Annotated in this window: 23 protein-coding genes and 1 riboswitch; of the genes, 9 read left to right on the top strand and 14 right to left on the bottom strand. The window is 59.2% G+C overall.

The genetic code is table 11. From position 1 onward, the window contains the following. Positions 1-4: 4 nt before the first annotated feature. Positions 5-1,825: a TonB-dependent receptor plug domain-containing protein gene (locus tag OLX72_RS18205; RefSeq protein WP_433989275.1), complete on the bottom strand. Its 1,821-nt coding sequence runs from the start codon at positions 1,823-1,825 to the stop codon at positions 5-7. Between the two features lie 138 nt (positions 1,826-1,963). After that, a riboswitch (cobalamin riboswitch) is annotated at positions 1,964-2,168 on the bottom strand. Positions 2,169-2,318: 150 nt separating this feature from the next. Here OLX72_RS18205 and OLX72_RS18200 point away from each other — a divergent pair. After that, a complete protein-coding gene (locus tag OLX72_RS18200) occupies positions 2,319-2,579 on the top strand; it encodes a DUF2312 domain-containing protein (protein WP_114869814.1) in 261 nt (86 codons plus the stop codon). Positions 2,580-2,772: 193 nt separating this feature from the next. Next, complete coding sequence (locus OLX72_RS18195; protein WP_433989274.1) at positions 2,773-4,602, top strand: sulfotransferase; 1,830 nt, start codon at positions 2,773-2,775, stop codon at positions 4,600-4,602. Positions 4,603-4,651: 49 nt separating this feature from the next. Here the strand turns inward: OLX72_RS18195 and OLX72_RS18190 are convergent, their stop codons facing one another. The 12 genes from OLX72_RS18190 to OLX72_RS18135 form a co-directional block, all read right to left on the bottom strand. Then, a complete protein-coding gene (locus OLX72_RS18190; protein WP_433989273.1) occupies positions 4,652-5,413 on the bottom strand; it encodes a YbaY family lipoprotein in 762 nt (253 codons plus the stop codon). 123 nt (positions 5,414-5,536) lie between these two features. Then, positions 5,537-6,361, bottom strand: a complete 825-nt coding sequence (locus tag OLX72_RS18185) for an NAD-dependent epimerase/dehydratase family protein (protein ID WP_433989272.1) — start codon at positions 6,359-6,361, stop codon at positions 5,537-5,539. Between the two features lie 36 nt (positions 6,362-6,397). Continuing rightward, positions 6,398-7,171: an HpcH/HpaI aldolase family protein gene (locus tag OLX72_RS18180; RefSeq protein WP_433989271.1), complete on the bottom strand. Its 774-nt coding sequence runs from the start codon at positions 7,169-7,171 to the stop codon at positions 6,398-6,400. After that, entirely contained in the window at positions 7,168-8,379 is a 1,212-nt protein-coding gene (locus tag OLX72_RS18175) for an NAD(P)/FAD-dependent oxidoreductase (protein WP_114869819.1), read from the bottom strand. Before OLX72_RS18175 ends, OLX72_RS18180 begins: the two co-directional genes overlap by 4 nt. After that, a complete protein-coding gene (locus tag OLX72_RS18170) occupies positions 8,376-10,094 on the bottom strand; it encodes a hydantoinase B/oxoprolinase family protein (RefSeq protein WP_114869820.1) in 1,719 nt (572 codons plus the stop codon). The genes OLX72_RS18175 and OLX72_RS18170 overlap by 4 nt, the downstream gene beginning before the upstream one ends. After that, a complete protein-coding gene (locus tag OLX72_RS18165) occupies positions 10,091-12,184 on the bottom strand; it encodes a hydantoinase/oxoprolinase family protein (RefSeq protein ID WP_433989270.1) in 2,094 nt (697 codons plus the stop codon). Before OLX72_RS18165 ends, OLX72_RS18170 begins: the two co-directional genes overlap by 4 nt. Before the next feature lie 106 nt (positions 12,185-12,290). Beyond that, complete coding sequence (locus OLX72_RS18160) at positions 12,291-12,509, bottom strand: hypothetical protein (RefSeq protein WP_433989269.1); 219 nt, start codon at positions 12,507-12,509, stop codon at positions 12,291-12,293. Positions 12,510-12,563: 54 nt separating this feature from the next. After that, positions 12,564-13,199, bottom strand: a complete 636-nt coding sequence (locus OLX72_RS18155; protein WP_433989268.1) for a LysR family transcriptional regulator — start codon at positions 13,197-13,199, stop codon at positions 12,564-12,566. A 35-nt stretch (positions 13,200-13,234) separates the two neighbouring features. Continuing rightward, a complete protein-coding gene (locus OLX72_RS18150; RefSeq protein ID WP_114869823.1) occupies positions 13,235-13,738 on the bottom strand; it encodes a flavin reductase family protein in 504 nt (167 codons plus the stop codon). Between the two features lie 95 nt (positions 13,739-13,833). Next, on the bottom strand, positions 13,834-14,517 hold the full coding sequence (locus tag OLX72_RS18145) for an adenylate kinase (protein WP_114869824.1): 684 nt from the start codon (positions 14,515-14,517) through the stop codon (positions 13,834-13,836). Next, positions 14,517-16,487 carry an acetate--CoA ligase gene (gene acs, locus OLX72_RS18140; protein WP_433989267.1) on the bottom strand — a complete coding sequence of 657 codons (1,971 nt, stop codon included), beginning with the start codon at positions 16,485-16,487 and terminating at the stop codon, positions 14,517-14,519. Before acs ends, OLX72_RS18145 begins: the two co-directional genes overlap by 1 nt. A gap of 388 nt (positions 16,488-16,875) precedes the next feature. Further along, on the bottom strand, positions 16,876-17,256 hold the full coding sequence (locus tag OLX72_RS18135) for a carboxymuconolactone decarboxylase family protein (protein WP_114869825.1): 381 nt from the start codon (positions 17,254-17,256) through the stop codon (positions 16,876-16,878). 258 nt (positions 17,257-17,514) lie between these two features. Here OLX72_RS18135 and OLX72_RS18130 point away from each other — a divergent pair, with 258 nt between their 5' ends. The 6 genes from OLX72_RS18130 to OLX72_RS18105 all read left to right on the top strand — a co-directional run bounded on the left by OLX72_RS18130 (position 17,515) and on the right by OLX72_RS18105 (position 23,320). Continuing rightward, positions 17,515-18,609, top strand: a complete 1,095-nt coding sequence (locus OLX72_RS18130) for an alcohol dehydrogenase family protein (RefSeq protein ID WP_162797960.1) — start codon at positions 17,515-17,517, stop codon at positions 18,607-18,609. Then, positions 18,606-19,205: a dimethylsulfonioproprionate lyase family protein gene (locus OLX72_RS18125; protein WP_433989266.1), complete on the top strand. Its 600-nt coding sequence runs from the start codon at positions 18,606-18,608 to the stop codon at positions 19,203-19,205. The genes OLX72_RS18130 and OLX72_RS18125 overlap by 4 nt, the downstream gene beginning before the upstream one ends. A gap of 251 nt (positions 19,206-19,456) precedes the next feature. Beyond that, on the top strand, positions 19,457-20,473 hold the full coding sequence (locus OLX72_RS18120) for a C4-dicarboxylate TRAP transporter substrate-binding protein (RefSeq protein WP_114869827.1): 1,017 nt from the start codon (positions 19,457-19,459) through the stop codon (positions 20,471-20,473). A gap of 75 nt (positions 20,474-20,548) precedes the next feature. Further along, positions 20,549-21,178, top strand: a complete 630-nt coding sequence (locus OLX72_RS18115; RefSeq protein ID WP_114869828.1) for a TRAP transporter small permease subunit — start codon at positions 20,549-20,551, stop codon at positions 21,176-21,178. Between the two features lie 4 nt (positions 21,179-21,182). After that, a complete protein-coding gene (locus OLX72_RS18110) occupies positions 21,183-22,580 on the top strand; it encodes a TRAP transporter large permease (RefSeq protein WP_433989265.1) in 1,398 nt (465 codons plus the stop codon). Positions 22,581-22,672: 92 nt separating this feature from the next. Then, positions 22,673-23,320, top strand: coding sequence for an MliC family protein (locus OLX72_RS18105; RefSeq protein WP_433989264.1), 648 nt, complete (start codon positions 22,673-22,675; stop codon positions 23,318-23,320). A gap of 69 nt (positions 23,321-23,389) precedes the next feature. Here the strand turns inward: OLX72_RS18105 and OLX72_RS18100 are convergent, their stop codons facing one another. Further along, positions 23,390-24,370: an NAD(P)-dependent alcohol dehydrogenase gene (locus tag OLX72_RS18100; RefSeq protein ID WP_433989263.1), complete on the bottom strand. Its 981-nt coding sequence runs from the start codon at positions 24,368-24,370 to the stop codon at positions 23,390-23,392. A gap of 106 nt (positions 24,371-24,476) precedes the next feature. Here OLX72_RS18100 and OLX72_RS18095 point away from each other — a divergent pair, with 106 nt between their 5' ends. Next, positions 24,477-25,361 carry a LysR family transcriptional regulator gene (locus tag OLX72_RS18095; protein ID WP_433989262.1) on the top strand — a complete coding sequence of 295 codons (885 nt, stop codon included), beginning with the start codon at positions 24,477-24,479 and terminating at the stop codon, positions 25,359-25,361. Positions 25,362-25,442 lie beyond the last annotated feature (81 nt).

The following is a 25,442-nucleotide window of genomic DNA, read 5'->3' as shown; positions in this document are numbered from 1 at the left end:
GATCCTAAAACGTGGCACGGACACCAAAATAAAAGGCGCGATCGGATGTGCCAAAGCCGGACGAGGTCTGGTATTCTTCGTCCAACAGGTTTTCGATACGCACATAGGCGGTGGCGGCATCCGTCAGGCTATAGGACAGGCCAGCATTGACCAGTGTGTAATCCGGCACCGGACCTGCGGGAAACCCGTCCAGACGGTCAACGACGCGGTTCAGGGTAATCACGCCGTTCATCCGTTCGCCGATTTGCGCGTTCAGTCCCAGCACGAAATCATGATAGGGAACGCGGCTAAGCCGCGCATCGTTCTGATCGCGCGCATCGGTATAGGTATAGTTGGCAAACAGGTTTATGCCCGCGCTTAGCGGGACATCGGCCGCCAGTTCCACGCCCTTTGACACCGATGTGCCGGGGATTTGTTCGTACTGGTTCACCGGATAGGAAATCAAATTGTCGATTTCCGTATAGAATGCTGTCGCCCGCAGAACCGCGCCACCATTCAGCGTTTGCTCAATACCCAGTTCGGCACTGCGGCTTTCTTCGGGTTCCAGATCGGGATTTGTCGGGCCGAAATTGAACGGGCCGAACAATTCGTTCAGCGATGGCGCGCGAAACCCGGTGCCCATGGACGCACGCACAACTGTGCCCGCAGCAGGGCGCCACGCCAGCGCGGCGCGCGCCGTGGGTTTGGTGCCGTATTCGGAATGATCATCGACACGGAAAGACGTGGCCAGATCCAGCGTGTCGCTCAGCACAAACTGCGCCTCTCCGAACAGCGAAAAAATCTCGTATGATGCGGTGCCGGTGCCGAAATCCGCAGTTTCTTCGGAATAACTGCCCCCGAACACCAGTCCGGTACCGCCGATAAAGGCACGGCCGGTATAAAGCAGTTCGGTGCGGTCGCCGACAAAACTCGGGCTGCCGAACGGGGTCAGCGGATCGGACCGTTCGGTTTCGAAATAGCTGAGCGCCAGTTCGTGGTCGATCGCGCCGCCGTCAAATTCAGCATAGACGCGCCCGCCGATCCGGTCGGTGTAGAACGGGCGATCCGCGTCGCCTCCCGGTCCGCCGAACGCATCGATGTTGGTGTCTTCATTCTGATAGATGATGTCAAATCCCAGGCGCAACTGGTCCGTGGCCTCATAGCCGCCGGACAACAGCGCGATGGTCCCTTCATAGCCGTCCTTTTCGGTATTGCCGTCATTTTCGTCGGCTGCTGAAAACCCATCACTTTCGACTCGCGAAATGGTCAGCGCGATATCGCCGCGTTCGGCCTTGCTGGCGATCGAAATGTCGCCGCGCACGGTGTTGAAGCTGCCGACCTCGACGCCGACGGAATAGGTTGTGCCCGGTTCGGTGGCGCGCAGGGTGGTGATGTTGATCGCGCCCGCAATCGCTTCGGATCCGTAAAGCGCGGATTGTGATCCTTTCAACACCTCGATGCGCGAAATGCCCGCTGTCGTCAGTCCGCCCCAGTTATAGGATGTCTGAACCGAGGATGGATCGCTGACATCGATGCCGTTGATACGCACCGAAACATAGCGATCGCTTAGCCCGCGAATACGCAAGGATGTGCTTTTGCCCAGTCCGCCATTCGCGCTGGACGTGATGCCGGGCAGGGTGCTCAAATAATCGGCCACACGGGTTTCCGGGGCGCTGTCCAGTTCCTCTTGTGTTACGATTTCAACGCTCGAACCAGAGCGGTCAAGCTCTGTCGGGGACTGGTTCGCGAAAACCGTGACTTCGCCCAGATCAAAGACGTCGTCGGCCAGCGCGGGCTGCGCGGCAATAACGGCTAGGATCGAGGCAGTTGCCAGTAAGTGTTTCAATGGTCTGTTCTTTCCAGATTGCAAGGCCGTTTTCCGGCCCGGTTTAATGCTGTTCTTGGAAAGGCATGTGCCCGTCCGCCAACGGTGAAACGCCACCACTGCGGACAGACCGCCGACATCGGCGCGCCCCGCGCCCATATCCGGGTGATCACTCTGGCAGGTCTCCTGACTTGCGGGTCAACGCTTGGCCAAACCTTCCCGACCCATGTGGGGCCAGTGGCATATCTTGGCGACGCTCACCGCTTACAGTTGCGGGGGCAGTCCCGGCATTGGGCAAATCGCCCGCACCGGTGTTCCCTTTAACGACGGATGACTCCGCCGAACCAAAGCAGGTTTGGCGTACTCCTGAATGGCACGCGGATCAAGGTGCATTTGCGACCCCAGCGGCAGAGTTTGCGCCAACCCCGCCTTGTGTTCAAACCGGTCTTGCAGCTTTGCGGGCCGCGCGATAGTCACGGCTGACCCAGATCATCAACGCCGAAGGACATTCCAGATGAACGATTCCGTCACCGATGCCAGCTATCGCGTCACCGCAGACGAACTGCGCCAGTTCATCGAACGGATCGAACGTCTGGAAGCCGAGAAAAAAGATCTGGCCGATGCGCAAAAAGAAGTGATGGCCGAAGCCAAGGGCCGTGGTTACGACACCAAGGTCATGCGCAAGGTGATCGCCCTGCGCAAGCGCGACGCCAATGACATTGCCGAGGAAGAAGCGGTTCTTGAGATGTACAAGGAAGCGCTTGGAATGAACTGAGCGTGACCTGTCAGGCGTGGCATTGGCCCGCCGATACTGGCCTTTGGCGCGCCGGAAAGCGCCAGAATGATCTTGATCGCCCCTGAAACAGCCCGTACTTAACAGGGCACAACCCCCGCAGCACTTGGCGGGGCGCGGGCAGTTGACATCAGATATGCGTCCGCAAGCGGCAGACAGACCGGCAGGAGCAGACATGGCACATAAAACACCCAGCGTCGCGGATACGTTAAAGGCGGCGAATACCGCACTGAAGGCGGGCGATCCGCAGCGGGCAGCCACACTTTACCAGTCGGTTTTGCAGCGCTTTCCGGGCAATGCCAAGGCGCAGGCCGGTTTGAAAAAGATCGGGCCCGTTGGCACGGCCCCCAAGCCGTCCTTGTTCGCGATGCCACAATCGCCGCAAAAAACAATCGCGTCACTGGGGCAGTTGTCTGACATCGAAGACCCGATCGAAGCCGCCAAACGCGCGATGCGCGGTATGCCGGCGATGGAAAAAACCAATGATCTGATGGCCGCGACCAGCGGATCTTACAAAAGCCAGCTGCGTGTCAAGAATCCCGAAGACGAGTTTGAGGGAAAGTCGGCCGAGGAATTGGTGCAAATGGCGCATAACGCGCTGAATTCGGCCCAGCCCAACAAGGCGGTCAGGTTGTTTTCACGTCTGCACGAACTTGCCCCGGAAGGCTGCGATTTCCTGAACAATCTTGGCTTGGCACTGCGGGCCGCCGGCCGTCCCGAAGATGCGCTTGAGACCTATAACAAAGCGCTTGCGATCGATCCGGAATACTTGCAGGCCCACTGCAACAAGGGCCTCGTTTACACGGATCAGGAAGATTACGACAGCGCCATGGCCGCCTTCGAAGCCGCGTTCACGATTGATCCGGACTTTGCGCTGGCACGGCGTAATCTTGGGTTGCTTTACATGCAGCGGGGGATGATGGCCGAGGCCGAAGATTGCTTTGTCAAAGCCATCGAAGCCGATCCCGAACTGGGCACGACCTATCTTGACATCAGCACAGCGCGCAAATTCAAGGAAGGTGATCCGCTGATCCCGCAAATGGTCGATGTTCTGAAAAAGAAGAGCCAGAGCGACGGCGAGAAGATTCCGATGAATTTTGCCCTTGGCAAGGTGTTTGCCGATATCGGCGACACCGACAACGCATTCCGGTATCTTTCGGAAGGCAACGCATTGGTCAAGAAAATGCGCAACTATGATATCGCCACCGACAGGCTGCGGTTCGAATTGATCCGGTTGCAGTTCAAGGCCGCTAAACCGTTGGAGCTGACCCCGGCAGAGGCATCCGAACACTCGGTCAAGCCGATCTTTATCGTGGGGATGCCGCGCACCGGCAGCACACTGATCGAACAGGTTCTGTCCAGCCATTCCAAAGTCCACGGCGGAGGAGAATTGGGTTTTCTGAACCCGACGATCAACGCGATACTTCGCAAGGCCGCCCTGACACCGGAACAGGGCTATGACAAGGCGTTGCTGCAAAGGATTCGCAACAGCTATCTCAAGAAAGCCGAAGGTCTGGCCGCGCCTTCCGAATACATGACCGACAAGAACCTGATGAATTTCCGGTTTATCGGCTACATTCTGGCATCCATGCCCGAGGCGGTGGTGATCGATTTGCAGCGGGATCCGATGGCAACCTGCTGGTCCATGTTCAAACACCGTTTTCTTGGGTCTGGATTGTCCTTTACCTTTGATCTGGATGACATCGCCGAATACTACAAGATGTACAAAGATATGATGGCATTCTGGCACCGCAAATATCCGGGCCGGATTGTTTCAGTGAATTATGATGCCTTCACCCGCGATCAGGACGGCGATACCCGTAAACTGCTGGATAATTGCGGGTTGGAGTTTGAACAGGGCTGCATCGACTTTCACAAGAACAAGCGCGCGGTCAAAACCGCGAGCATCATTCAGGTCCGCAAGAAAGTCTACAAGGGCAGCAACGAGGAATGGCGCAAATACGAGCGGTTCCTGGAGCCTTTGAAAGAAAAACTGGGCGTCTGATGTTTTGGAACGGGCCGGCGTTTCGTACCGGCCCTTACCGGTTCCCGCTTCACTGCAAATAGACGGCAACCAGCGTCATCAACGCTGTGCCGGCGGCATCCTCTAGCGTCAGATTCTGGCCGTCAACCTGCCAGCGCGCAACCTGCGGCAGAGCGGTTTTCAACGCGGCTTCGGCAATGTCCAGAGGCGGCAGGCAGGCCATCATTGTCGACATGCCGGGGTTCAGGCGCAGAGTTTCGCCGTCCAGTTCGTACCCGCCATTGATCTGGTTGCACCCGACTGTGGCACTATAGCCGACCGCATCGCCGCCACGCAGGATCATATGCGGTTCGCGCCGGCCTTCGGCCACTTCCATCTGCATGTCGCCGATTGTCAGGATTTTCCAGTAGGTATTGACCAGATCGGCATCGACTTCTTGGGGTTGGGATACTTTTTTCAGGATCACCTCGACCTCGGAACCGGCCCCGCGGGTCAGCACAGGATAGGCATCCATCGTTGTCATCATCAGGCGCCCGTCGTGGCGGATCGACGCGCGTACATTGTAAGACATACGATCTTGGATCTCTGCGGGATCGTATTCCAGTGTGAATGCGTAAGGCGGCGCACCCAGATTTTCGGCTGTGTAGGTCGCGATCACGTCAGCCGGCGCATCGGCGCGGGTGACATCTTCCAGTGTCACCTCAAGCGTGGCCCCCGGTGGCAGCATCATACGCTGCAAATATGTGGCCGTACCCGTCACAGTTTCCGCGTGGGCAAAAACCGGGCAGGACAGCATCAGGGAAAGGCACAACGTTTTCAGGGCAGTCATCATTCATTCTCCGCATGAAGGCAAAAACAGTTAGACGCAGCACATCGGTTCATCCTTGGAAAATAGTCCGGATTATTCAAGACGCCATTGTCTGACGGGTCAGAACGCGGCCATGTGTGTACCTGTTCACTCTTTCAGCTTCATCATCGCCACACCGCTTTCGCCCAGTGGCACAACGGCAAACGGGCCACCCTGACACATATCGCTGGGGTTCTGCGGATCCATCGGCGGATCGGCGGCAAAGACTTTTTTCGCGAAAGCCTCGCCATTGTCGCGGGGACGGTAGCCCAGATAGTTGGCCAGCGTATTGTCCACCGGAGCGCGATCATTGTCGGACACGCCGTAAACAACCGTAAAGCCGGTGACAGGTGTATCAATCGCGCGTTCCACCAGATGGGCCAGATCCTCGTAAGACAGCCACGATCCCACGGCGCGCGCATTGGTCACGCCGGGATTGCAGGACAGAATGCGCATGCACACGGATTCTACCCCGCGTTTTTCCCAGTAAAGCCGCCCCAGATCTTCGGCGAAACATTTGGACAGCCCGTAGAACGTATCGGGGCGGTGGGGCACGTCGGTGCCGATAAATTCGGTTTTCGGATACATGCCCACCGCGTGGATCGAACTGGCATAAACGACACGGCGCACCTTGTTGCGATAGGCGGCCTCCCAGATATTATAGGCCCCCACGATGTTGGAGCTTAGAATGTCGTCAAACGGCGCCTCATCCCCGATAGCGCCAAAATGCACAACCATATCAGCGTCTTGAAGAAGCTTGTTCATCTCTCCCAGATCGGCAAGATCGGCCTTTACATAGGTTTCACCGGGAAACAGCGTGCCCACGTCATCGGCCAGATCGGTTGAGACCAGCGTGTCGGCCATGCCCGATAGGGATTTTCGCAGAAACCCGCCAAGTTTTCCGGCAGCGCCTGTCAGAACAATCTTTTTCATCCGTTTTCTCCGTTCTTCAATTCGTTTCCTGCCCGTTCAGGGCGTTTCGTCTTTGACCTGCGCCAGCAAGGCATCCGCACCTTTGCCCAGCAGACCGATATCGCTGCCGCATGCCACAAAGGTAAACCCGTCAGCCAGCAACTGACGGGCAAACCCCGCGTCTGAAACCAGCGTGCCCACCGGCACGCCCTGCGCAATCAGTTTGCGGGCCACGGGCCAGATCGCCTCCCACACGGGCGGGGACATGTGCTGGCCCAGAAGGCCCATATCGGCGGCAATGTCGGCGGGGCCGAAAAAGACGCCGTTCACGCCGTCAACCGCGCCGATCGCTTCGGCCTGTTGCAGGGCCGACAGTGTTTCAACCTGCACGATCACAGTTGTTTCGTTTTCGATTCCGCTGAAATAATCACCGATGCGGCCGAACTTGTTACCGCGTGTGGTGCCACCAACCCCGCGGATGCCGCGCGGCGGATAGCGTGTGGCCGCCACCGCCTGTTGGGCCTGTTGCACATCCTGCACCATCGGAAACAACAGGCCGGGCGCGCCCATATCAAGCAGCCGTTTGACCTTGACCGGATCGTTCCAGTCGGGGCGCACGATGGCCGTGGTGGGATAGGCGGCAAACACCTGCAACTGGCCAAGGATTGACGTGAATTCAGAAGGCGAATGTTCCATGTCCAGCAGAACCCAGTCAAATCCCGACGGGGCAACCACTTCGGCGGCAAACGGGTTGGCCAGGCTGATCCACAGCCCGATCTGTTTCTGCCCGGACCGGATCGCGTGGGTAAACGGGTTGGGTGCCAGCTTCATATCACGGCCTTTTCGTCAAAGGGTTCGCCCTTTTCGATGCGGTCATACTGGAACGGTGTCAAATCAAGCGTGCGATATTCACCATAAATGATCCGTTCTGCCGTGCCACGCCCCATCGCAGGCGATTGCTGAAACCCGTGGCCGGAAAATCCGTTGACGAAGACAAAGTTGCGCACCTTGGTGTGCGGCCCGATGATCGCGTTCTGATCGAGCGTGTTATAGGCGTAATGCCCGACCCAGGAATTGACCAGCTTGATCGCCTCGAACTGGGGCACGCGGTTGGCGACTGCGGGCCAGACCTTGTTCTCCCAGATGCTGTGATCCATCGTGAAATCGTCGTAATCCACGGCGAAATCTTCATCCGGTGGACATCCGGCCATGTAATAGGCCCCGTCGGTGCGCATGTGTACGCCGCTGGGGTCAATGGTCAGCGGCAGATCACGGTCAAGCGGCGTTTCGGCAGCAAAGATGAACGTATAGCGTTTGCGCGGTTCAACCGGCAATTCGATGCGTGCCATGCGCGATGTGCGCACCGCACGCGGGCCGGATGCGTTGATCACGGTTCCGCACGTCACCACATCCCCCGAAGCCAGCGTGACGCTGTCCACTTGCGTGCCGGTCGCGTTCAGGCTCATCGCGACCACTTCGTTGGTCAGGTATTCCACGCCCTTTTCCCGCGCCGACCGTTTCCACCAGTCAAACATGGTATTGCCGTCGAAATAACCTTCGTCGATCAGGTTGTGATTGGCAGCAATGATGTCGTCCAGCTGATAGAACGGATAATCGCGCGCAATTTCATCACGGGTCATGTGTTTCGTGCCCGCGCCGCAGGCGGCCTGCAAGTGTTGCGCTTCGCGAAGGGTGTTGGCAAATTCTGTGGTGTCAGCCAGATACATGTATCCGAAACTGTGCAGCGTAATATCCGGCACGCGCGGGTCATCGCCCATGAAGTGGCGGAAATTCTTGATGAATTCGACCCCGAACTGCGACACCCGCACGTTGATCTCGCGGCTGAATTGCTGGCGGATGCAACTGTTGGTGTGCGAGGTCGAGGTGAATTCATAGCTGGGGTCGCGCTCAACCACCAGAATACGGCCGTCAAAATCGGGGTTGCTGGCCAGGAACCACGCCACCGACGATCCGTACATCGCACCACCCACGATCACCACGTCATAAGATGTGGCCTTGGGCGTCTGCCAGTTGGTCATGTCACATCCTCTCCTGTTTTTACAGCGTGCAACACCTGCTTGATTTCCGCATCGCTCAGCCCGTAGTCGTCCCGCGCAGACTGCGCCGAAATATAGCTCCGCGCCAGATCGCGCCGCACAAGTGCCGGATCACGTTTTTGCACAGGCCCGTACCCGGCACCGCCCGGAAAGGCGAGCATTACGCGCCGGCCATGGGCAACGGGCTGTTTGCCCTTGCCCTTCATCGGGGTGCCATCATCCTGCGCGATTGTCGTCGGCGCGCCGTTTTCGCCGCCCTGGCGTCCGCGTGCGGGGTGGTTCACGCGGTCGAACATCGCCGAAAAATCGTATTCGTGGCCCTCGGCGGCGCCGACTTCCATATATTGGCCCAGACCGCCGCGAAACTGGCCGGCCCCACCGCTGTCGGGGCGCAATTCCTTGCGCCAGATGATCACCGGGCCGGTATGTTCGGTCGCCTCAATCGGCATTGTCATCACCCCGGACGGAAACGCGGTGGCGTTCAGCCCGTCCACCACCGGGCGCGCGCCTGATCCGCCGGAGTTAAAGGCCAGCACTTCGGCACGCACGGCATCGGGCGGGGCAGGGGCATCGGTGCGCGGGCGCAGCGACACCTGAAAGTTACACAGCGTTCCGGCCCCTTCGGCGGGCACCAGATCGGGCAGCAGCTTGTCCAGCGCGTCATAAACCGTATCGGGGATCATATGGCCGATCACGTGACGTAAAGCCACGGGCGCGGGATGCACTGCGTTCACGATCGTGTCGACCGGCGCGGTGATCTGGAAGGGCTCCAGCGATGCGGCATTGTTCGGGATCTCTGGCGCAATTGCACATTTCAGCGCATAACATGCGTAAGCCTTGGTATAAACAAGGGGCACGTTGATGCCTTTCTTGTCCAAACCCGATGTTCCAGTGAAGTCGCACAATATCCGGTCCTGTTCGATATCAAGCCGCACCACCAGATCAATCGGTGTGTCATAGCCATCAATCCGCATCGCGCCTGTGGCCGATTTGCGGGGCAGGGCGGCGATACGTTCCAGCGTGGCGCGGCGTGAATTGTCCAGAATGAAAGCAGCGATGCCATCCAGACTGTCCAGACTGAATTCGGCCATCATCTCGCTTAGCCGGCGCTGGCCGATTTCGTTGCAGGTGGCCAGTGCATAGATGTCGCCCACCAGTTGATCAGGTTCGCGCACGTTGCCGCGCACGATCCGGATCAGGGTTTTATCCACGACACCGCGTTCGGCGAATTTCATGATCGGCAGGTACAGGCCTTCTTCGTAGATGCTGTTGGCATCGGCCCCGAATCCGCGCCCGCCGATATCGACGATATGCGCCGTGCATCCGAAAAATCCGACATGCTGTCCGTTGTGAAAGGACGGCGTCACAACCGTGATGTCGTGCAGATGGCCGGTGCCTTCCCAGGGATCGTTGGTGATGTAAACATCGCCTTCGAAGATGTTGTCGGGCCCGATCCGGCGGATGAAATGCGCCACCGCGTCGGCCATTGCGTTGACATGGCCCGGTGTGCCGGTCACGGCCTGCGCCAACATGCGCCCCTGCGTATCATAGACGCCCGCCGACAGATCGCCCGCTTCGCGAACGGATGTGGAAAACGCTGTGCGCACAAGTGCTTGCGCCTGTTCTTCAACAACCGAAATCAGGCGGTTCCACATCACCTGATGGGCGACGGCAGACGGGTTCGGGGCAGTTGTCATGCTGTTTCTCCTGCAGGTTTTAGGATCACATCGATACAGCCGTCGGGTTGGGCCAGCGCCATCCGGCTGGACGGAACAACAATGGTCGTTTCGTCTTCGGTGATCACGGCGGGGCCGTGCACCACATCCCCTGTTTTCAGGGCATTGCGCGCCACAATCTGCGCGCTGACCGCACGGGCAAGGGCAGGGTCGAACACGTCGCGCGTGCCGGATATTGCGGCACTGCCCGTTCCGCTGGCTTCGGTTACGGGCGACACGGGGGCAGGCGGCGTTGTGGCGTTCACGGCCCAAACGGTCATTTCAACATCCATACCCTCTACAACGCGGCCAAACAGGTTGGCATAGTCTTCTTCAAACAGGCGCTGGAATGTTGACATGTCCGGATTTGCGGCCTGCTCCGGCGTCAGCACAACCGGAATTTCCCAGCCCTGACCGGTATAGCGCATATAGGCCTTGAATTCGGCCTGAATATCGGAATTCGCATCACAGGACCGCACAAAGGCCGTGGCCTCGCGCTGCAAATCGGCCAATACATCGCGGATCGTGTCCGCCTCGAAATCCGACAGTTTCATATAAAGGCTGCGCGTCGCCTCGAAGCTGAAGGGGGCGCGCAGGAACCCGATGGCCGATCCGACACCGGCCCCTTCGGGCACCAAAAGACGGTCAACGCCCAGTTTTTCGCACAACCGCCCGGCATGCAGCGGGGCCGCCCCGCCAAAGGCGATCATGGTATATCCGGACAGGTCCTCGCCGTTTTCTACGGCGTGCACGCGCGCGGCGTTGGCCATGTTTTCATCGACAACTTCGGCCAGACCGAACGCGGCGGTTTGCGCGTCCATATCCAGCGGCTTGCCCAATTTGGTTTCCAGCGCGCGGCGCGACTGGTCGGTGTGCAGCGGGATGCTGCCACCGGCGAAATTGTCCGCGTCAAGTTTACCCAGAACCAGATCGGCATCGGTGACGGCGGGGCGTGTACCGCCGCGCCCGTAACAGGCCGGGCCGGGTTCGGATCCGGCACTTTCGGGGCCGACGCGGATCTGGCGCATCGCGTCAACATGGGCCAGTGATCCGCCACCGGCACCGATTTCAACCATATCGATGACCGGAATGGAAATCGGCATGCCCGATCCCTTTTTGAACCGGTAGGTACGCGCCACCTCGAACACCCGCGCGGTTTTCGGGGTCTGGTTCTTGATCAGACAAATCTTGGCCGTTGTGCCGCCCATGTCGAAGGACAGTACCTTGTCCAGCCCATAACGCGCCGCGATGTTGGCGGCAAAAACAGCGCCGCCCGCGGGGCCGGATTCAACCAGCCGAACCGGAAATTCCGCCGCGCTCTCGATCGAGATAATGCCGCCGCCGGAATGCATCAGGAAAATCGGACAGCGCACACCGGCCTCGGCCAATCGTCCCTCAAGCCGGCCCAGATAGCTTTTCATCAGCGGCTTGATGTAGGCGTTGGCGACCGTGGTGTTGAACCTTTCATATTCGCGCATCTGCGGCGACACTTCGCAGGACAGCGAAACCATCACATCCGGCAACATTTCCGCCAGCACATCGCGCACCATGCGTTCGTGGATGTCGTTCAGATAGGAATGGATCAGCCCCACGGCGACACTGTCAAAGCGTGCGGTGCGGATATCTTCGGCCAGTGCCTCGATCTCGGCGCGCTCCAGCGGGATCAGCACCTTGCCTTTGGCGCTGATCCGTTCGCGCAGCGTAAACCGGTTCTGGCGCGGCAGCAGCGGGTCGGGCAGCACCATATTCAGATCATATTGTTCAAAGCGGGATTCCGTGCGCATTTCGATCACGTCGCGAAACCCCTGCGTGGTGATCAGGGCGGTGCGCGCGCCGCGCCGTTCGATCAGCGCATTGGTGGCCAGTGTGGTGCCATGAATGATCTGCCCGATCCGGGACGGATCAATTCCCGCCTTGGCGCAGACCTGTGCGGTGCCATCCAGAATGGCATCTTCGGGTGCGCCATAGGTGGTCAGCACCTTGGTTGAAAACTGCTCTGCGCCCCGCTCAAGCACAACGTCGGTGAATGTGCCGCCGATATCCACGCCCAGCCGTATCAAAGATGCATCCATGCCCAGCAGCCCTTTTCCCGAAAAACAGTTCCGCGGCAGAGTAGACACAAGTTTAATATAGGTTCCAACTATTTAATTGGATAATAAAGATCACAAAATTTTATACTCAGATACCGTGGGCTGCGTTGAACTCGGCCGCGACCTTGCGGGCTAGCTGCGCGGCGGTCTGCACGAAATCCATCGCCTTTTGCGCATCATAGCGGGCATAGAACTGTAACGGCTCGGGGGTCCAGCCATAGGGCACGGCAACCAGCGCCCCGCCCGCGATTTCATCAAGGACCATTGCGGCCGGAACGGTGACGATGCCCATCGCGTTGACAGCCATGTGCAGGCAGGCCGTCAGCGAACTGGATGGAACCAGCCGTACAGGCACATCGCGTTATTGCCCGAAATGCGCGGCGGTCTGCGCATATAGCGGTGTGTCGCGCCCGTGGGTCAGGACCGGATGGCGCGCCAGATCGTCCAGCCTGACGGGATCAAGATCCTGCAAGCCCAGCGACGGGGCCGCAACCCAGATCAACGGGTAGGTGCTCAGCGGAATTTCTCCGCTGACCGCGCGGTGGAACGGGGCGTTCTGCAGGGCCAGATCCAGCGTGCGTTCGGCCAGCTGTTTTTCAAGACTGACCGCCATGTCGACAGTCAGTTCCACCTGAATCGTCGGAAACCGTGTTTTCAACTGACCCAGAAAATCGGGCAGCCATGTGTGCACGATCATTTCCGTCACACCCAGCCGCAGCGTCCCGTCAAAAAGCGCGGCTTCGCTTGCCGATTGCACCAGCGCCTGTGTCGCGTTCAGAACCTGACGCGCGTGGCCCAGTACATCCTGCCCCTTGGCCGTCAGACGCACCGATCCCGCATCGCGTTCCATCAGACGCACGCCCAGCAGTGTTTCAAGCCCGGCAATACGCGCCGAAATGTTGGGCTGTGTCGTGTTCAGCCGGTCAGCCGCCTTGCGAAAACTGCCCAGATCAGCCACCCAGATCAACGCTTCAAGTTGTTTCAGGCTGGGGCGCATTGCGGGTACGTGTCCTTTTTTCGGATGGGTCGCGGTCAGTCCGCTTCAAACGGCTGGAACCGCCCATAGCGGCGCTGATCAAAGGCAAGACCCGCCCCGGTGCCGCGCGCGGCGCGTAACACCTGCCCGACCATGATCGTATGATCACCCGCATCGTGCCGTCCGAAGGTGCGGCATTCAAACAGTGCCAGACGGTCCTGCAACACCGGTACGCCGTCATCATTATGCGCCCAGCAAAACCGGTCAAACCCGTTGCCATGGGCCGCGAAATGCAGTGCCACATCTTGCTGGGTATCATCCAGAACGTGAATCGCGAAATGGGGCGCTTCAAAAAACGGCTGATAGCGGCGCGATGATTTGGCCACCGACCACAACACCAGCGGCGGGTCCAGCGAAACGGACGAGAACGAATTCGCCGTCATCGCCATCGGCCCGTCCGGTGTTGCCACGGTAACGATGGTCACGCCGGATCCGAAACAGCCCAGAACATCGCGATAATCGCGAAACGTGTCGGGGCCGGGAACAAAGGAAGAAGCCATAAGGTGAACCGCCTGAAGAATTTTGCATCAGGTGCCACGCTTGGCGCGCGTTGTCCATGACCCGCGCGCCATTCCCTTGGCCCGAAGCGCTGGGTTCAGCCGGTGGCCCTGGCCACCATCGCCTGCAAGCGCGACGCGATATCGTTGATATCCCCCATCGCGTCAATTTTTTGCAACGCGCCTTTGGCGTCGTAATAACTGATCAGCGGTGCGGTCTGTGCGTGATACGCCTCAAGCCGCGAGGCGACGGTTTCGGCGTTGTCATCCGCACGGCGTTTCATATCCGTGCTGCCGCATTTATCGCATTTGCCCTTTTCGGCAGTCGGCTTGAACGTATCGTGATAGCCTTCGCCGCATCCACCGCAGGTAAAGCGCCCCGATATCCGCGTCACCATCGCCGCATCGTCGACCTCAAGGCTGATGGCTGCGTTGATTTTCTGCCCGCTTTCCGCCAGCAGCGCATCAAGCGCCTGCGCCTGTACGGTCGTGCGGGGGAAACCGTCAAGGATCACGCCCTTGGCGCAATCGGGTTCGGCCAGCCTGTCGCGCAGGATATCGATCACGATCTGGTCGCTGACCAGTTCACCCGCTTCCATCACCGCCTTTGCCGCCTTGCCTGCTGGCGTACCCGCGGCCACGGCCGCGCGCAGCAGATCACCGGTGGACAGTTGCACAAGGCCGAATTTTTCTTCCAGCATGCGGGCCTGTGTGCCCTTTCCGGCACCGGGCGGGCCCAGCAGGATCAGAACGGCGGCTTGCGTTTGCGTTGTCACGGACATCAGGAATTCCCCCGGTTTTCGATCAGATCATCCACCACCGACGGGTCGGCCAGTGTCGATGTATCCCCCAGACTGCCAAAATCGTTCTCAGCGATCTTGCGAAGGATCCGGCGCATGATCTTGCCCGAACGCGTTTTCGGCAGGCCCGGCGCCCACTGGATCACATCGGGGCTGGCGATCGGGCCAATCTCGGTACGGACCCAGTTGCGCAATTCCTTGCGCAAATAGTCTGACGGGGTTTCGCCGTTCATCAGCGTGACATAGCAATAAATGCCTTGTCCCTTGATGTCGTGCGGATACCCGACCACAGCGGCCTCGGCGACCTTGGCGTGCGCCACCAGCGCGCTTTCCACTTCGGCGGTGCCCATGCGGTGGCCCGAAACGTTGATCACGTCATCGACGCGTCCCGTGATCCAGTAATCGCCATCGGCGTCCCGTTTTGCCCCGTCCCCAGTGAAATAGTAGCCTTTATAGTCGCTGAAATAAGTTTGCTGGAACCGGTCGTGATCGCCCCAGACGGTGCGCATCTGCCCCGGCCAGCTTGTTTTCAGACACAGCACACCTTCGGCGGGGTTGGAATGGATTTCGACACCGGATTGCGGGTCAAGGATCACCGGTTCAATGCCGAAAAACGGTTTCATCGCCGAACCGGGTTTGGTCGCATGCGCGCCGGGCAGTGGGGTCAGCAAATGACCGCCGGTTTCGGTTTGCCACCATGTGTCCACGATCGGGCACCGCCCGCCGCCAACCACCTGATCATACCAGTTCCACGCCTCGGGATTGATCGGCTCGCCCACAGTGCCCAGAATGCGCAGATCGCTCAGATCACATTTCTTCACCGGCTCATCGCCGTGGGCCATCAGCGCGCGAATAGCGGTGGGGGCCGTGTAGAACTGGTTCACCTTGTGCTTTTCGCACACTTGCCAGAACCGGCTGGCATCAGGATAAGTCGGCACACCCTCAAACATGATCGTGGTCGCGCCATTGGCCAGCGGGCCATAAACGATATAGCTGTGCCCGGTAACCCAGCCCACATCTGCGGTGCACCAGAACACATCGCCGTCATGGTAATCAAAGACGTATTCATGCGTCATGCTGGCATAGACCAGATAACCGCCTGTCGTGTGGACAACCCCTTTGGGCTGGCCTGTCGATCCGGATGTATAAAGAATGAACAGCGGGTCTTCGGCGTTCATTTCGGCGGGTGCGCAATACTCGTCCGCCTCAAGCGCCATTTCGTTGTAATCATAATCACGCGACGTCCATGTGGTTTGCCCGCCGGTGCGTTTCACCACCAGACATTTTACACTGTCCTTGCAGTGCAGCAGCGCCGCATCGGCATTGGATTTCAGTGGTGTCTGGCGCCCACCGCGCGGGGCGTAATCGGCGGTGATCACCACCTTGGCGTCCGATCCGTTCACACGCGCGCCCAGCGCATCGGGTGAAAACCCTGCGAACACAATGGAGTGGATTGCGCCGACCCGGGCACAGGCCAGCATGGCATAGGCTGCCTCGGGGATCATCGGCAGGTAGATCACCACGCGATCCCCCTTGCGCACGCCAAGGCTCTCCAGAATGTTGGCCATCTTGCAGGTGTTACGATGCAATTCCTTGTAGGTGATGTGCTTGGCGTCTTCTTCGGGGCTGTCGGGTTCCCAGATGATCGCCGTCTGGTCGCCGCGCGTTTCAAGATGGCGGTCGATGCAGTTGGCCGATACATTCAGTGTGCCGTCTGCGTACCAGTTGATCGCGACCTTGCCGTAGTCATAGGTCACATCCCTGACGGTGGAATAGGGTTTGATCCAGTCCACACGCTGTCCCTGTTCGCCCCAGAATGCATCAGGGTCCTTGATCGACGCCGCATAAAGCGCATCATATTTCGCTTCATCGATTAGGGCGTTTTTGACGATATCCGCCGAAGGCGCGTGGGTTTTGCCGCTGGCAGATGCGGTGGTGTTATGCTCGGTCATCTTGGATCCTCCCGAATGTGGCATGGTGCGCCGGATCGTTCTTGCGGCGCGGGCCTCCTCCTGCCCTGAATGCGCCCCGTTCCGAACCGGTGTTGCGGTGATCATAGCCGCAACTGAAAAGAAAGGAATAAGCCTCGGGAAAACAACGTTTTCGGTGTAAAGTTTTTTCCCCGCGCCGTGTTTTGGCTGTAAATCCGTCGCGAAGAAACAGGAAAAAGCCTATATTTCGCGGCGATAGGTTGTAAATTGCCGTAATGGTCAGACCGGTAAAGGCTCCGGATTGCGCCCTTTATGCTGACTTGGGCGCGCGAAATCAGGTGTGACATATTGTTTCGGCGTGGCATGTGCGGGCGACACATTTGCAAACCCGCGCCTTTGCCGCCGTCCCCTAAAGCATGTTTTTTTCTTCCAGCACTTTGCGCGCCACCCGAAAACACTCCAGCCCCTGCGGCACCCCGCAATAGATCGCTACCACATGTACCGTGGCGCGGATTTCTTCGGCCGTGACCCCGTTGGTGATCGCACCGCGGCAATGGATTTCCCATTCGTTCATCTTGCCCAGCGCCCCGATCATCGACAGGTTCATCAGGCTGCGGGTTTTCGCATCAATTGCATCATCACCCCAGCCAAAACCCCAGCACCATGCGGTCATCGCTTCCTGAAAGGGGCGGGTGAATTCATCCGCCGCCGCCAGATTCTTTTCCACATATTCAGCACCCAGCGTTGCCTTGCGACGCTCCAGCCCCTTCAAAAACAGATCTTCGTCCATGTTGCCCCTTTTCCGTATTCCGCTTTGCCCGCCGCTGAAAAGCGCAGGCCCACCCCGCCAATGGGCCGCGCTGTGCCCCGCGCCGCAAGACAAAAACGCACCAAACCGGCAAAAAAAGTCGTCACCTTGTCAATCGCCGTCGCGCACAGACATACGGATACGAAGAAAACCGCCTTTTCTGATCGTCAACGGCAGAACGGTCGCCGGTTGCATCACGCAAGCCCGGCCAGACCGGATACCGCAACAGGAGGGCGCATCATGACAATCCCCGAAACCATGAACGCTATGGTGCTGAGTGCGCACGGGGATATGGATGTTCTGCAATGGAAGACGGACTGGCCGGTGCCGCATGTCGGCCCGACAGATGTTCTGATCCGCGTCGGCGCCTGCGGGCTTAACAACACCGATGTGAACACGCGCACGGGCTGGTATTCCAAGGCTGTGACCGAGGCCACGACGGGCGGAGCCTATGACAGTCTGGATGATGCCGATCCGTCCTGGGGCGGTGCCCCGATCGGATTTCCGCGCATTCAGGGCGCAGATACCGTGGGCATTGTCGTGGCCACCGGCAGCGAGGCCGATCCCGCGCTGATGGGCAAACGTGTCATGGTCGATTGCTGGCTGCGCGACTGGGATGATCCGCTGGACAAGACCAAAACCGGTTATTTCGGGTCCGAGCGGGACGGTGGCTTTGCCCAGTTCACTTGCGTCGATTTTCGCAACGTAGCGCCTGTGCACAGCCCGTTATCCGATGCCGAACTGGCGACGTTTCCATGTTCCTATTCCACAGCCGAAGGCATGCTGAACCGTGCCGGCGTCGGGGACGGGGACAGTGTGCTTGTCACCGGTGCATCGGGGGGCGTCGGCTCGGCGCTGATCCAGCTGGCCAAACGGCGGGGCGCGCGGGTTGTGGCGCTGGCCTCTGAAAACAAACACAGCGCGCTTGCGCCTCTCGGGGCAGACGCCCTTTTGCCACGTAACCCTGAAAACCTTCGCGTGGCCCTTGGCTCGGCCATCGGACAGGACAGCGTGTCGGTGGTAGCGGACATTGTTGGTGGGCCTTATTTCGGCACTCTGATCGACGTTCTGGAACGCGGCGGGCGCTATACCTGTTCCGGCGCGATCGCCGGTCCGGTTGTGGATCTGGACCTGCGTACGCTTTATCTGCGGGATCTGACGTTTACCGGCTCTACCGTTCTGCCGCCGCATGTCTTTAAAGATCTGGTCAGCTATATCGAACGCGGCGAAATTCGCCCCGTTCTGGGGGCGACCTATCCGCTGCACGATCTGCATGCGGCCCAGCAGGCGTTCATTGACAAGGCCCATGTCGGCAATATCGTGGTGATCCCGTGACAGACCCGCATTTCGAAACACTGCTAAAGCAAGCGCGCGCCGCCCTCCTGTCCCACCCGCAAACACAGGATTTTTGCGCCTTTCCCGATGACGTGACGCCGCAAGCCGTGGTGCCGTTCCATGCCCCTTGCGCGGACTACCTAGCGCGCGAAACCGGTCTGTTTTCAGATCGTTACGCAGGGTTGCGCGATGCCTTTGTCGCGGCAGGGCCGGTGGCCACATGGCGCGAAACCTACAAAGGCACCGGCATCGGCAAACATTTCATGGACCGCTTTGGCTGCTATTGCCTGATCGGCAAGGATGGCGCCTATATCAGCGCACAGATGTTTGCATGGGTCGTCTATATGCCCGCGCATCTGCATTACCCCTGGCACCATCACCCTGCGGAAGAGATGTATCTGGTTATCGCAGGCGAGGCCGAGTTCATGCGCGAGGGTGCATCGCCCGAGGTTCTGCGCGCCGGTGACACCTGTTTTCATGCCAGCAATCAGCCGCACGCGATGGAAACCCATGATCACCCGGTCATGGCCCTTGTGATGTGGCGCAACGGCTTTGATACGCCCCCGGTTCTGTCCGAAGTCGCGCAAGCAGGCTAGCGGCTTTGATATGCGGGGTGGGCAAACTGTACTCCGCCAACACTTCTTTTTGCCAAAAATACGGGATAACCCCACACCGCCGCGCAGTCCTGATACGTCGGTGATGCGTCCTTTGGCTACGGACGCAATTTGCCCGTGAGGGCGCGGGCCAGATGGACGGTTTGCGCCTCAAGGGTTGGCACCCGGTGCTCCTCCGGTTAGGTTTACCTCAAGTGCCCCGAAGAGAGGGGTGCACAAAGGGAGAGAATTACATGAACAAGATGTTAACCGGAGCCGTTGCGGCGGCTGTGAGTGTTTCTTTTATTTCCGAAGCGGCAGCGACGGAATGGAATGTTTCGGTCTGGGGCAAAAGACGTGCGTTTACCGAGCATGTTGAAAAACTGGCTGAACTGGTCAGCGAAAAGACCAATGGCGAATTCACCATGAACGTCAGTTACGGCGGGCTTAGCAAACCGCGCGAGAATCTGGACGGGATTTCAATTGGCGCGATCGAAATGGCACAATTCTGTGCCGGGTATCATGCAGACAAGAATCCGACCATCACGGTGCTGGAACTGCCGTTTCTGGGCGTGAACACGCTGGAAGAAGAAGTGGCGGTCAGCCACGCGGTCTATGCGCATCCCGCCGTGCAGGCCGATCTGGCACGTTGGAACGCAAAGCTGCTGATGACTTCGCCCATGCCGCAATACAATATCGTCGGCACCGGCGATCCGCGCACCACACTGGATGCGTTTGACGGCATGCGCGTACGCGCCACCGGTGGCATCGGTAAGGCCTTCGAAAGCGTCGGCGGTGTGCCAACATCGGTACCCGCAACAGAGGCCTTCAACGCGATGGCCAGCGGTGTTGTCGATACTGTTGCCTTTGCCCAGCACGCGCACCTGTCCTTTGGCACGATCAACGAAGCCGACTGGTGGACAGCCAACCTGAACCCCGGCACCGTCAACTGCCCGGTCGTGGTCAACACCGATGCTTATGCCGCGCTGAGCGACGAACATCGCGCCGCGCTGGACAGTTCGGTTGACGAGGCGATTGAACACTATTTGGCGAACTACGCCGAGTTGCTGGAACGTTGGGAAGCGGTTCTGGCCGAAAAGGAAGTGGAAAAAGTTGTGATCGCGGATGATGTGATCGCCGAATTCCGCGCTGCTGCCGCCGATCCGATCCGCGAACAGTGGCTGGCCGACATGAGCGCGCAGGGTCTGCCCGCACAAGAGCTTTATGATCTTGTGATGTCGACGCTGAAACAGGCGCAAATGTCCAACTGATCAATCACGCGGGCGGCCTTGTTTGGGGTCGCCCGCTGTCCTTGATCCCTTTTTCCCGAACCAAAGGACGCCCGCATGGCCGGAACTTCTGCTGTGCTTGTCGATGACAGCCGGCTCAGCCGCTGGGATCGCAGCCTTCACCATCTGGAACGCCAGTTTGCCCTGATCAGCGGACTGGCTGTGTTTTCCCTGATGTTTCTGGCCGTCTATTCCGTGGGCGGGCGCAAGTTTTTCAATGCGCCATTGGCGGGATATGTGGACTGGATCGAACAGATCATGCCGCTGATTGCCTTTATGGGCATCGCCTATACCCAGCGTGACGGCGGGCATATCCGCATGGATATCCTGATCGGACGGCTGAAGGGGCGTGCGCTTTGGGCGGCCGAATGCATTTCGATCATTCTGATGCTGGTGCTGATGATCGCGCTGGTCTGGGGCAGCTGGGCCCATTTCCAGCGCAGTTTCGATTTCTCCGCCCCATTGTGGAGCCGTGACAGTTCGATCGACATCGGCATCCCGATCTGGCCTGCGAAACTGCTGGCACCGGTTGCGTTTTCGGTTCTGTGCCTGCGTCTGGTCCTGCAATTATGGGGCTACGGGCGCGCGCTGGTTCTGGGGCTGGACAGCCCGGTGGCGGTGCCGCTGATCCAGGATATCGCAACCCAGGCCCGCGCCGAGGCCGAACAGCTGGACGGGCGGGACTAGGCACATGGAACCAATCGAACTTGGGCTGTGGGTGTCCGGCGGCATGTTGGTGATGGTGGTGCTGGGCATGCGGGTGGCCTTTGCCGCCGGTCTTGCGGGGCTGGTCGGGTTGGTCCTGATTTTCTGGGCGAAACGCGATTTCGGGATGGAACATCTGGGCTGGGCGCTGACCGTTGGCATCAAGACCGCGGGGCAGGTGCCCCATTCCAAAGTGTCCTCGCAGGCACTGTCGCTGATCCCGACCTTTATCCTGATCGGATATCTTGCCTATTATGCGGGCCTGACCCGCGCCCTGTTCGAGGCGGCAAAACGTTGGATCGCATGGGTGCCGGGCGGGTTGGCGGTGTCTACGGTGTTCGCCACGGCCGGCTTTGCCGCCGTGTCGGGCGCATCGGTGGCCACGGCGGCGGTGTTCGCGCGCATTGCCATCCCCGAAATGCTGAAAATCGGCTATAACAAACAATTCGCCGCCGGTGTCGTCGCCGCGGGGGGCACGCTTGCCTCGCTTATCCCGCCTTCGGCGATCCTGGTGATTTATGCCATTATCGTGGAACAGGATGTCGGGAAATTGCTGCTGGCCGGTTTCATACCGGGTATGTTTTCCGCCGTGGTCTATGCGATCCTGATCATCGGCATTGCCGTGGTGTTCAAATCGGTCGGTCCGCCGGTGCGCGGGTTCACCTGGAAAGAGCGGTTCCTGTCGCTGCCCCCTGCATTGCCGATCGTGGCCGTTGTCGTGATCATCATCTTCTTTGTCTACAACCCCTTTGGCGATGCGTGGGGCACCCCCACCGAAGGCGGGGCGGTTGGCGCGTTTATCGTGTTTTGCATGGCCTTGTTTCATGGCATGCGCTGGACCGAGCTTAAATCGGCCCTGCTGGAAACCGCGAAACTGACAGTGATGATTTTTACCATCATCTGGGGCGTTCTGATCTACGTACGGTTTCTGGGTTTCGCTGAATTGCCTTCGGCTTTTGCCGACTGGATATCATCGCTGACCGTTTCGCCGATGCTGATTCTGGTGTGCATATTGCTGGCCTATGCGGTGCTGGGCATGTTCATGGATGCCATCGGCATGCTGTTGTTGACTCTGCCGGTTGTCTATCCGGCGGTCATGGCGCTGAACGGTGGCGAATTTGTCAGCGCGGCAGACAGTGCCTTTGGCATGTCGGGGCCGATGTGCGCGATCTGGTTCGGGATACTGGTGGTCAAGATGGCCGAATTCTGTCTGATCACCCCGCCCATCGGGCTAAACTGCTTTGTGGTGGCGGGGGTGCGCGACGATCTGAGCGTTCAGGACGTGTTCAAAGGCGTCACGCCGTTCTTCATTGCCGATGGTGTGACCATCGCGCTGCTGGTTGCTTTCCCCAGTATCGTTTTGTGGTTGCCGTCGCTGGCCTGACCTATGCGAAATCGTGACCTGTGCAACGATTGGAGGGCGCGCAAAGCGCCGCTAGGCTGAGGCGCATTCGGGTATCTTATAAGGCACGCAAAATGGCAACTCACCACATTCGCACCAGTTTCTGGATTGCTCTGATATCTTTCGTTGCGCCGGGGGTTGCCCTGTCCGCAACGCCGGCCTTTGACTGTGCCAAGGCGGACAGCAGTGCCGAAAAGGCCATTTGTGCCAGTGACATGCTGGCGGAACTTGATGTCGAACTTGACCGCCTGTACCGGCTGGCGCTGAATGATTCAGCGCTTGGCGCGGATCGTCAGGCCGAATTGAAAGCGATGCAACGCGGCTGGATCAAGGGGCGCGATGCCTGCTGGACATCCGATCTGCCGATGGAAACCTGCGTTGCCAACGCTTACGCGATGCGCATCCATGAAATCCGCGAAGGGTATGCCGCCTCCCGCGGTGCCGATGATCATGGTGTTTCACTTGGCCCCGTTGCCTTTGATTGCCCCGATCTGAACGCCGGCCTCAGTGCCGTGTTCATCAACGCAGAAACGCCTCTTGTCACGTTGAAATGGCTGGAAAACGCCATTGTGCTGCCAGCCGTACCTGCCGCATCTGGTGCCAGATACGAAAGCGATATCTGGGTGGATGGGCCTGCAATGCTGTGGACAAAAGGTGACGAGGCGATGTTTACCCCGCCCGGCGGGCCGGAAATGATCTGCCAACTGGACGACATCGGATAGGCAGTTTGCCGTCTGGCCCGGTTAAGAATCCCGATCCTGCCGTTTGGATGCGAACTCGGGCGCAATTCCTCAGACCACCACGATGTTCCCGCGCTTGTGCCCGGTTTCCATGTGCTGATGTGCGGCAACCAGATCGTCCAGCGGATAAATCCGGTCAAAGACGGGGGCGAGTGTGTGGTTTCCGCTCATGTCTGTCAGCTGTTCAAGAAGCCCGCGCAGATATTCAGGTTTCTGAAGCCCGGCCGCCGAAAAACGTGCCTTGCGCGACCCGAACGCAGACGTTTGCACCATTGCCCCCAGCAGATTCAACGACAGAACCGGGCAGATGTATCGGCCACCTTGTGCAAGGCTGTTGCGCGCGTGACTGAACGAGGTGACGCCCAGCGTGTCAAAAATCACGTCATATTCCGCGTTTCCTCTCAGCGGCTCTTCCTGTTTATAATCAATGACGTGATGGGCCCCCAGATCGGCAACAAGGCCCGTATTGCGCGCACTGGTCGTGGCCGTGACAGTTGCCCCCATCGCGGCAGCGATCTGCACGCCTGCACTGCCCAGGCTGCCCGATCCCCCCAGGATCAGCACCCGTTTACCCGCTTGCAAGGACGCAACCGTTTGCAGAAAGTGCAACGAGGTCAGCGGGCCGTCACACATCACCGCAGCGTCTTCATGCGGCAGGCTGGCCGGCTTTTTCATCAGAACACCGTTTTCATCCAGACATATGTGGGTGGCATTGGCCCCAAAGCGCATTCCGGCCTCGCCGAAAACCGCATCGCCCGCTGCAAAACGGCTTACGCCGGTTCCGATTGAGATTACTTCGCCGGACAGGCCCGTGCCGCTCAGATTATTACGGGGGCGACGCAGACCTAGAAACGCGCGGGCAAAGCGCGGTTGTCCCGCCCGCATCATCCCGTCAGCACGGGTGACGGCCGAGGCGTGGATCCGGATCAGGATTTCGGTCGGGCCGGGCGCTGGCATCGGGCGCTCGACGGGTTCAAGCTGGTCGGGCTTTCCGTATCTTCTGATGCTCCAGGCTCTCAGGGTGGCAGACATATCGGTATCTCCGTGAAATCGTGCATTTGATACCGGTGATCTAGTGTATCAATTTGGGTCTGAATATTGACAATTCTTGCCCAATGCGGTTCAAAATCGTTCCACCATGATGGATTGGAAATCGCTTCCCGCCTTTCTGGCTGTAGCCCGTGCCGGATCGCTGCGCGGCGCGGCGGAACAATCCCAGGGCACCCACGCCACGATCCGACGCCAGATCGAAGCGCTGGAAGCGCGGCTTGGAACGCAGTTGTTCCGGCGCGGAACCGTAGGCCTGCGCCTGACCGAGTCGGGGCGTGCGCTGTTGCCTCAGGCGCTGGAGGCCGAGGCGGCGCTGCTTAAAGGGTTCAACGCTGTGCAAGGGCTTGACCGAGAGGCGGCAGGGCGCATTCGCGTGGCGGCGGATCCGATGACGGCCCATTATCTGCTGGCACCTGTTTTGGCTGAATTTGCGCTGCTTTATCCGGAAATCGAAATCGACCTGAACCTGTCATATGGCATCACGTCCATCGCGCGGCTGGAAACTGACGTATCGATCCGCCATACCCGCAAGGTCGAAGACGATGTAGTGGGGCGCAAGCTTTTTCCGCTGGCCATCGGCACCTATGCGGCTGCTGATTATCTGGATCGCATGCTTCCCGTCGCCGGTCCGCAAGGGCAGGGGCTGACCTGGATCGGTTACGGCGAAGTGCCTGAGCTTCTTGAACATATTCGCAATTCGCCGTTCCCCAAGGCGCGCATCCGCCATAACATTCCCGATCCTGCCATGCATTTGCAGATGGCGCGTGCGGGGGCCGGAATGACAGTGCTGGCGGCATGGGTTCAGGCCCGGTTTCCCGAATTGCAGCGCGTGCCCGGAACTGCGTTTGACACCAGCAGATCAACATGGGTCCTGCTGCATGGCGATCTTCAGCGGGTGCGCCGTGTGCGGCTGTTTGTTGATTTTCTGTGCGCCGCGCTTGGCGAAAAGCGGGCCGAATTCATCGGGCGATAAGCTGTGCAAGCCGGTCGATTTGGTGCTATCGGATCGCAATCTGCTGACCCACCCTACAGCATAACCACGAAGACCGGAGAA

This window comes from Sulfitobacter sp. TBRI5, from assembly GCF_051013555.1.
Classification (GTDB): Bacteria; Pseudomonadota; Alphaproteobacteria; order Rhodobacterales; family Rhodobacteraceae; genus JL08.
The sequence above is the reverse complement of the archived record's forward strand: the minus strand, read 5'-3'. Positions and strand labels throughout refer to the sequence as shown.

What these genes read in the sequence shown, in the direction of transcription:
- OLX72_RS18185 (WP_433989272.1), bottom strand. Translation starts at nt 6,361, where the DNA reads ATGAAAAAGATTGTTCTGACAGGCGCTGCCGGAAAACTTGGCGGGTTT.
- OLX72_RS18135 (WP_114869825.1), bottom strand. Translation starts at nt 17,256, where the DNA reads ATGGACGAAGATCTGTTTTTGAAGGGGCTGGAGCGTCGCAAGGCAACG.
- OLX72_RS18200 (WP_114869814.1), top strand. Translation starts at nt 2,319, where the DNA reads ATGAACGATTCCGTCACCGATGCCAGCTATCGCGTCACCGCAGACGAA.
- OLX72_RS18190 (WP_433989273.1), bottom strand. Translation starts at nt 5,413, where the DNA reads ATGATGACTGCCCTGAAAACGTTGTGCCTTTCCCTGATGCTGTCCTGC.
- OLX72_RS18170 (WP_114869820.1), bottom strand. Translation starts at nt 10,094, where the DNA reads ATGACAACTGCCCCGAACCCGTCTGCCGTCGCCCATCAGGTGATGTGG.
- OLX72_RS18155 (WP_433989268.1), bottom strand. Translation starts at nt 13,199, where the DNA reads ATGCGCCCCAGCCTGAAACAACTTGAAGCGTTGATCTGGGTGGCTGAT.
- OLX72_RS18180 (WP_433989271.1), bottom strand. Translation starts at nt 7,171, where the DNA reads ATGAAGCTGGCACCCAACCCGTTTACCCACGCGATCCGGTCCGGGCAG.
- OLX72_RS18130 (WP_162797960.1), top strand. Translation starts at nt 17,515, where the DNA reads ATGACAATCCCCGAAACCATGAACGCTATGGTGCTGAGTGCGCACGGG.
- OLX72_RS18165 (WP_433989270.1), bottom strand. Translation starts at nt 12,184, where the DNA reads ATGGATGCATCTTTGATACGGCTGGGCGTGGATATCGGCGGCACATTC.
- OLX72_RS18160 (WP_433989269.1), bottom strand. Translation starts at nt 12,509, where the DNA reads ATGGCTGTCAACGCGATGGGCATCGTCACCGTTCCGGCCGCAATGGTC.
- OLX72_RS18105 (WP_433989264.1), top strand. Translation starts at nt 22,673, where the DNA reads ATGGCAACTCACCACATTCGCACCAGTTTCTGGATTGCTCTGATATCT.
- OLX72_RS18120 (WP_114869827.1), top strand. Translation starts at nt 19,457, where the DNA reads ATGAACAAGATGTTAACCGGAGCCGTTGCGGCGGCTGTGAGTGTTTCT.
- OLX72_RS18175 (WP_114869819.1), bottom strand. Translation starts at nt 8,379, where the DNA reads ATGACCAACTGGCAGACGCCCAAGGCCACATCTTATGACGTGGTGATC.
- OLX72_RS18100 (WP_433989263.1), bottom strand. Translation starts at nt 24,370, where the DNA reads ATGTCTGCCACCCTGAGAGCCTGGAGCATCAGAAGATACGGAAAGCCC.
- OLX72_RS18095 (WP_433989262.1), top strand. Translation starts at nt 24,477, where the DNA reads ATGATGGATTGGAAATCGCTTCCCGCCTTTCTGGCTGTAGCCCGTGCC.
- OLX72_RS18195 (WP_433989274.1), top strand. Translation starts at nt 2,773, where the DNA reads ATGGCACATAAAACACCCAGCGTCGCGGATACGTTAAAGGCGGCGAAT.
- acs (WP_433989267.1), bottom strand. Translation starts at nt 16,487, where the DNA reads ATGACCGAGCATAACACCACCGCATCTGCCAGCGGCAAAACCCACGCG.
- OLX72_RS18115 (WP_114869828.1), top strand. Translation starts at nt 20,549, where the DNA reads ATGGCCGGAACTTCTGCTGTGCTTGTCGATGACAGCCGGCTCAGCCGC.
- OLX72_RS18110 (WP_433989265.1), top strand. Translation starts at nt 21,183, where the DNA reads ATGGAACCAATCGAACTTGGGCTGTGGGTGTCCGGCGGCATGTTGGTG.
- OLX72_RS18145 (WP_114869824.1), bottom strand. Translation starts at nt 14,517, where the DNA reads ATGTCCGTGACAACGCAAACGCAAGCCGCCGTTCTGATCCTGCTGGGC.
- OLX72_RS18150 (WP_114869823.1), bottom strand. Translation starts at nt 13,738, where the DNA reads ATGGCTTCTTCCTTTGTTCCCGGCCCCGACACGTTTCGCGATTATCGC.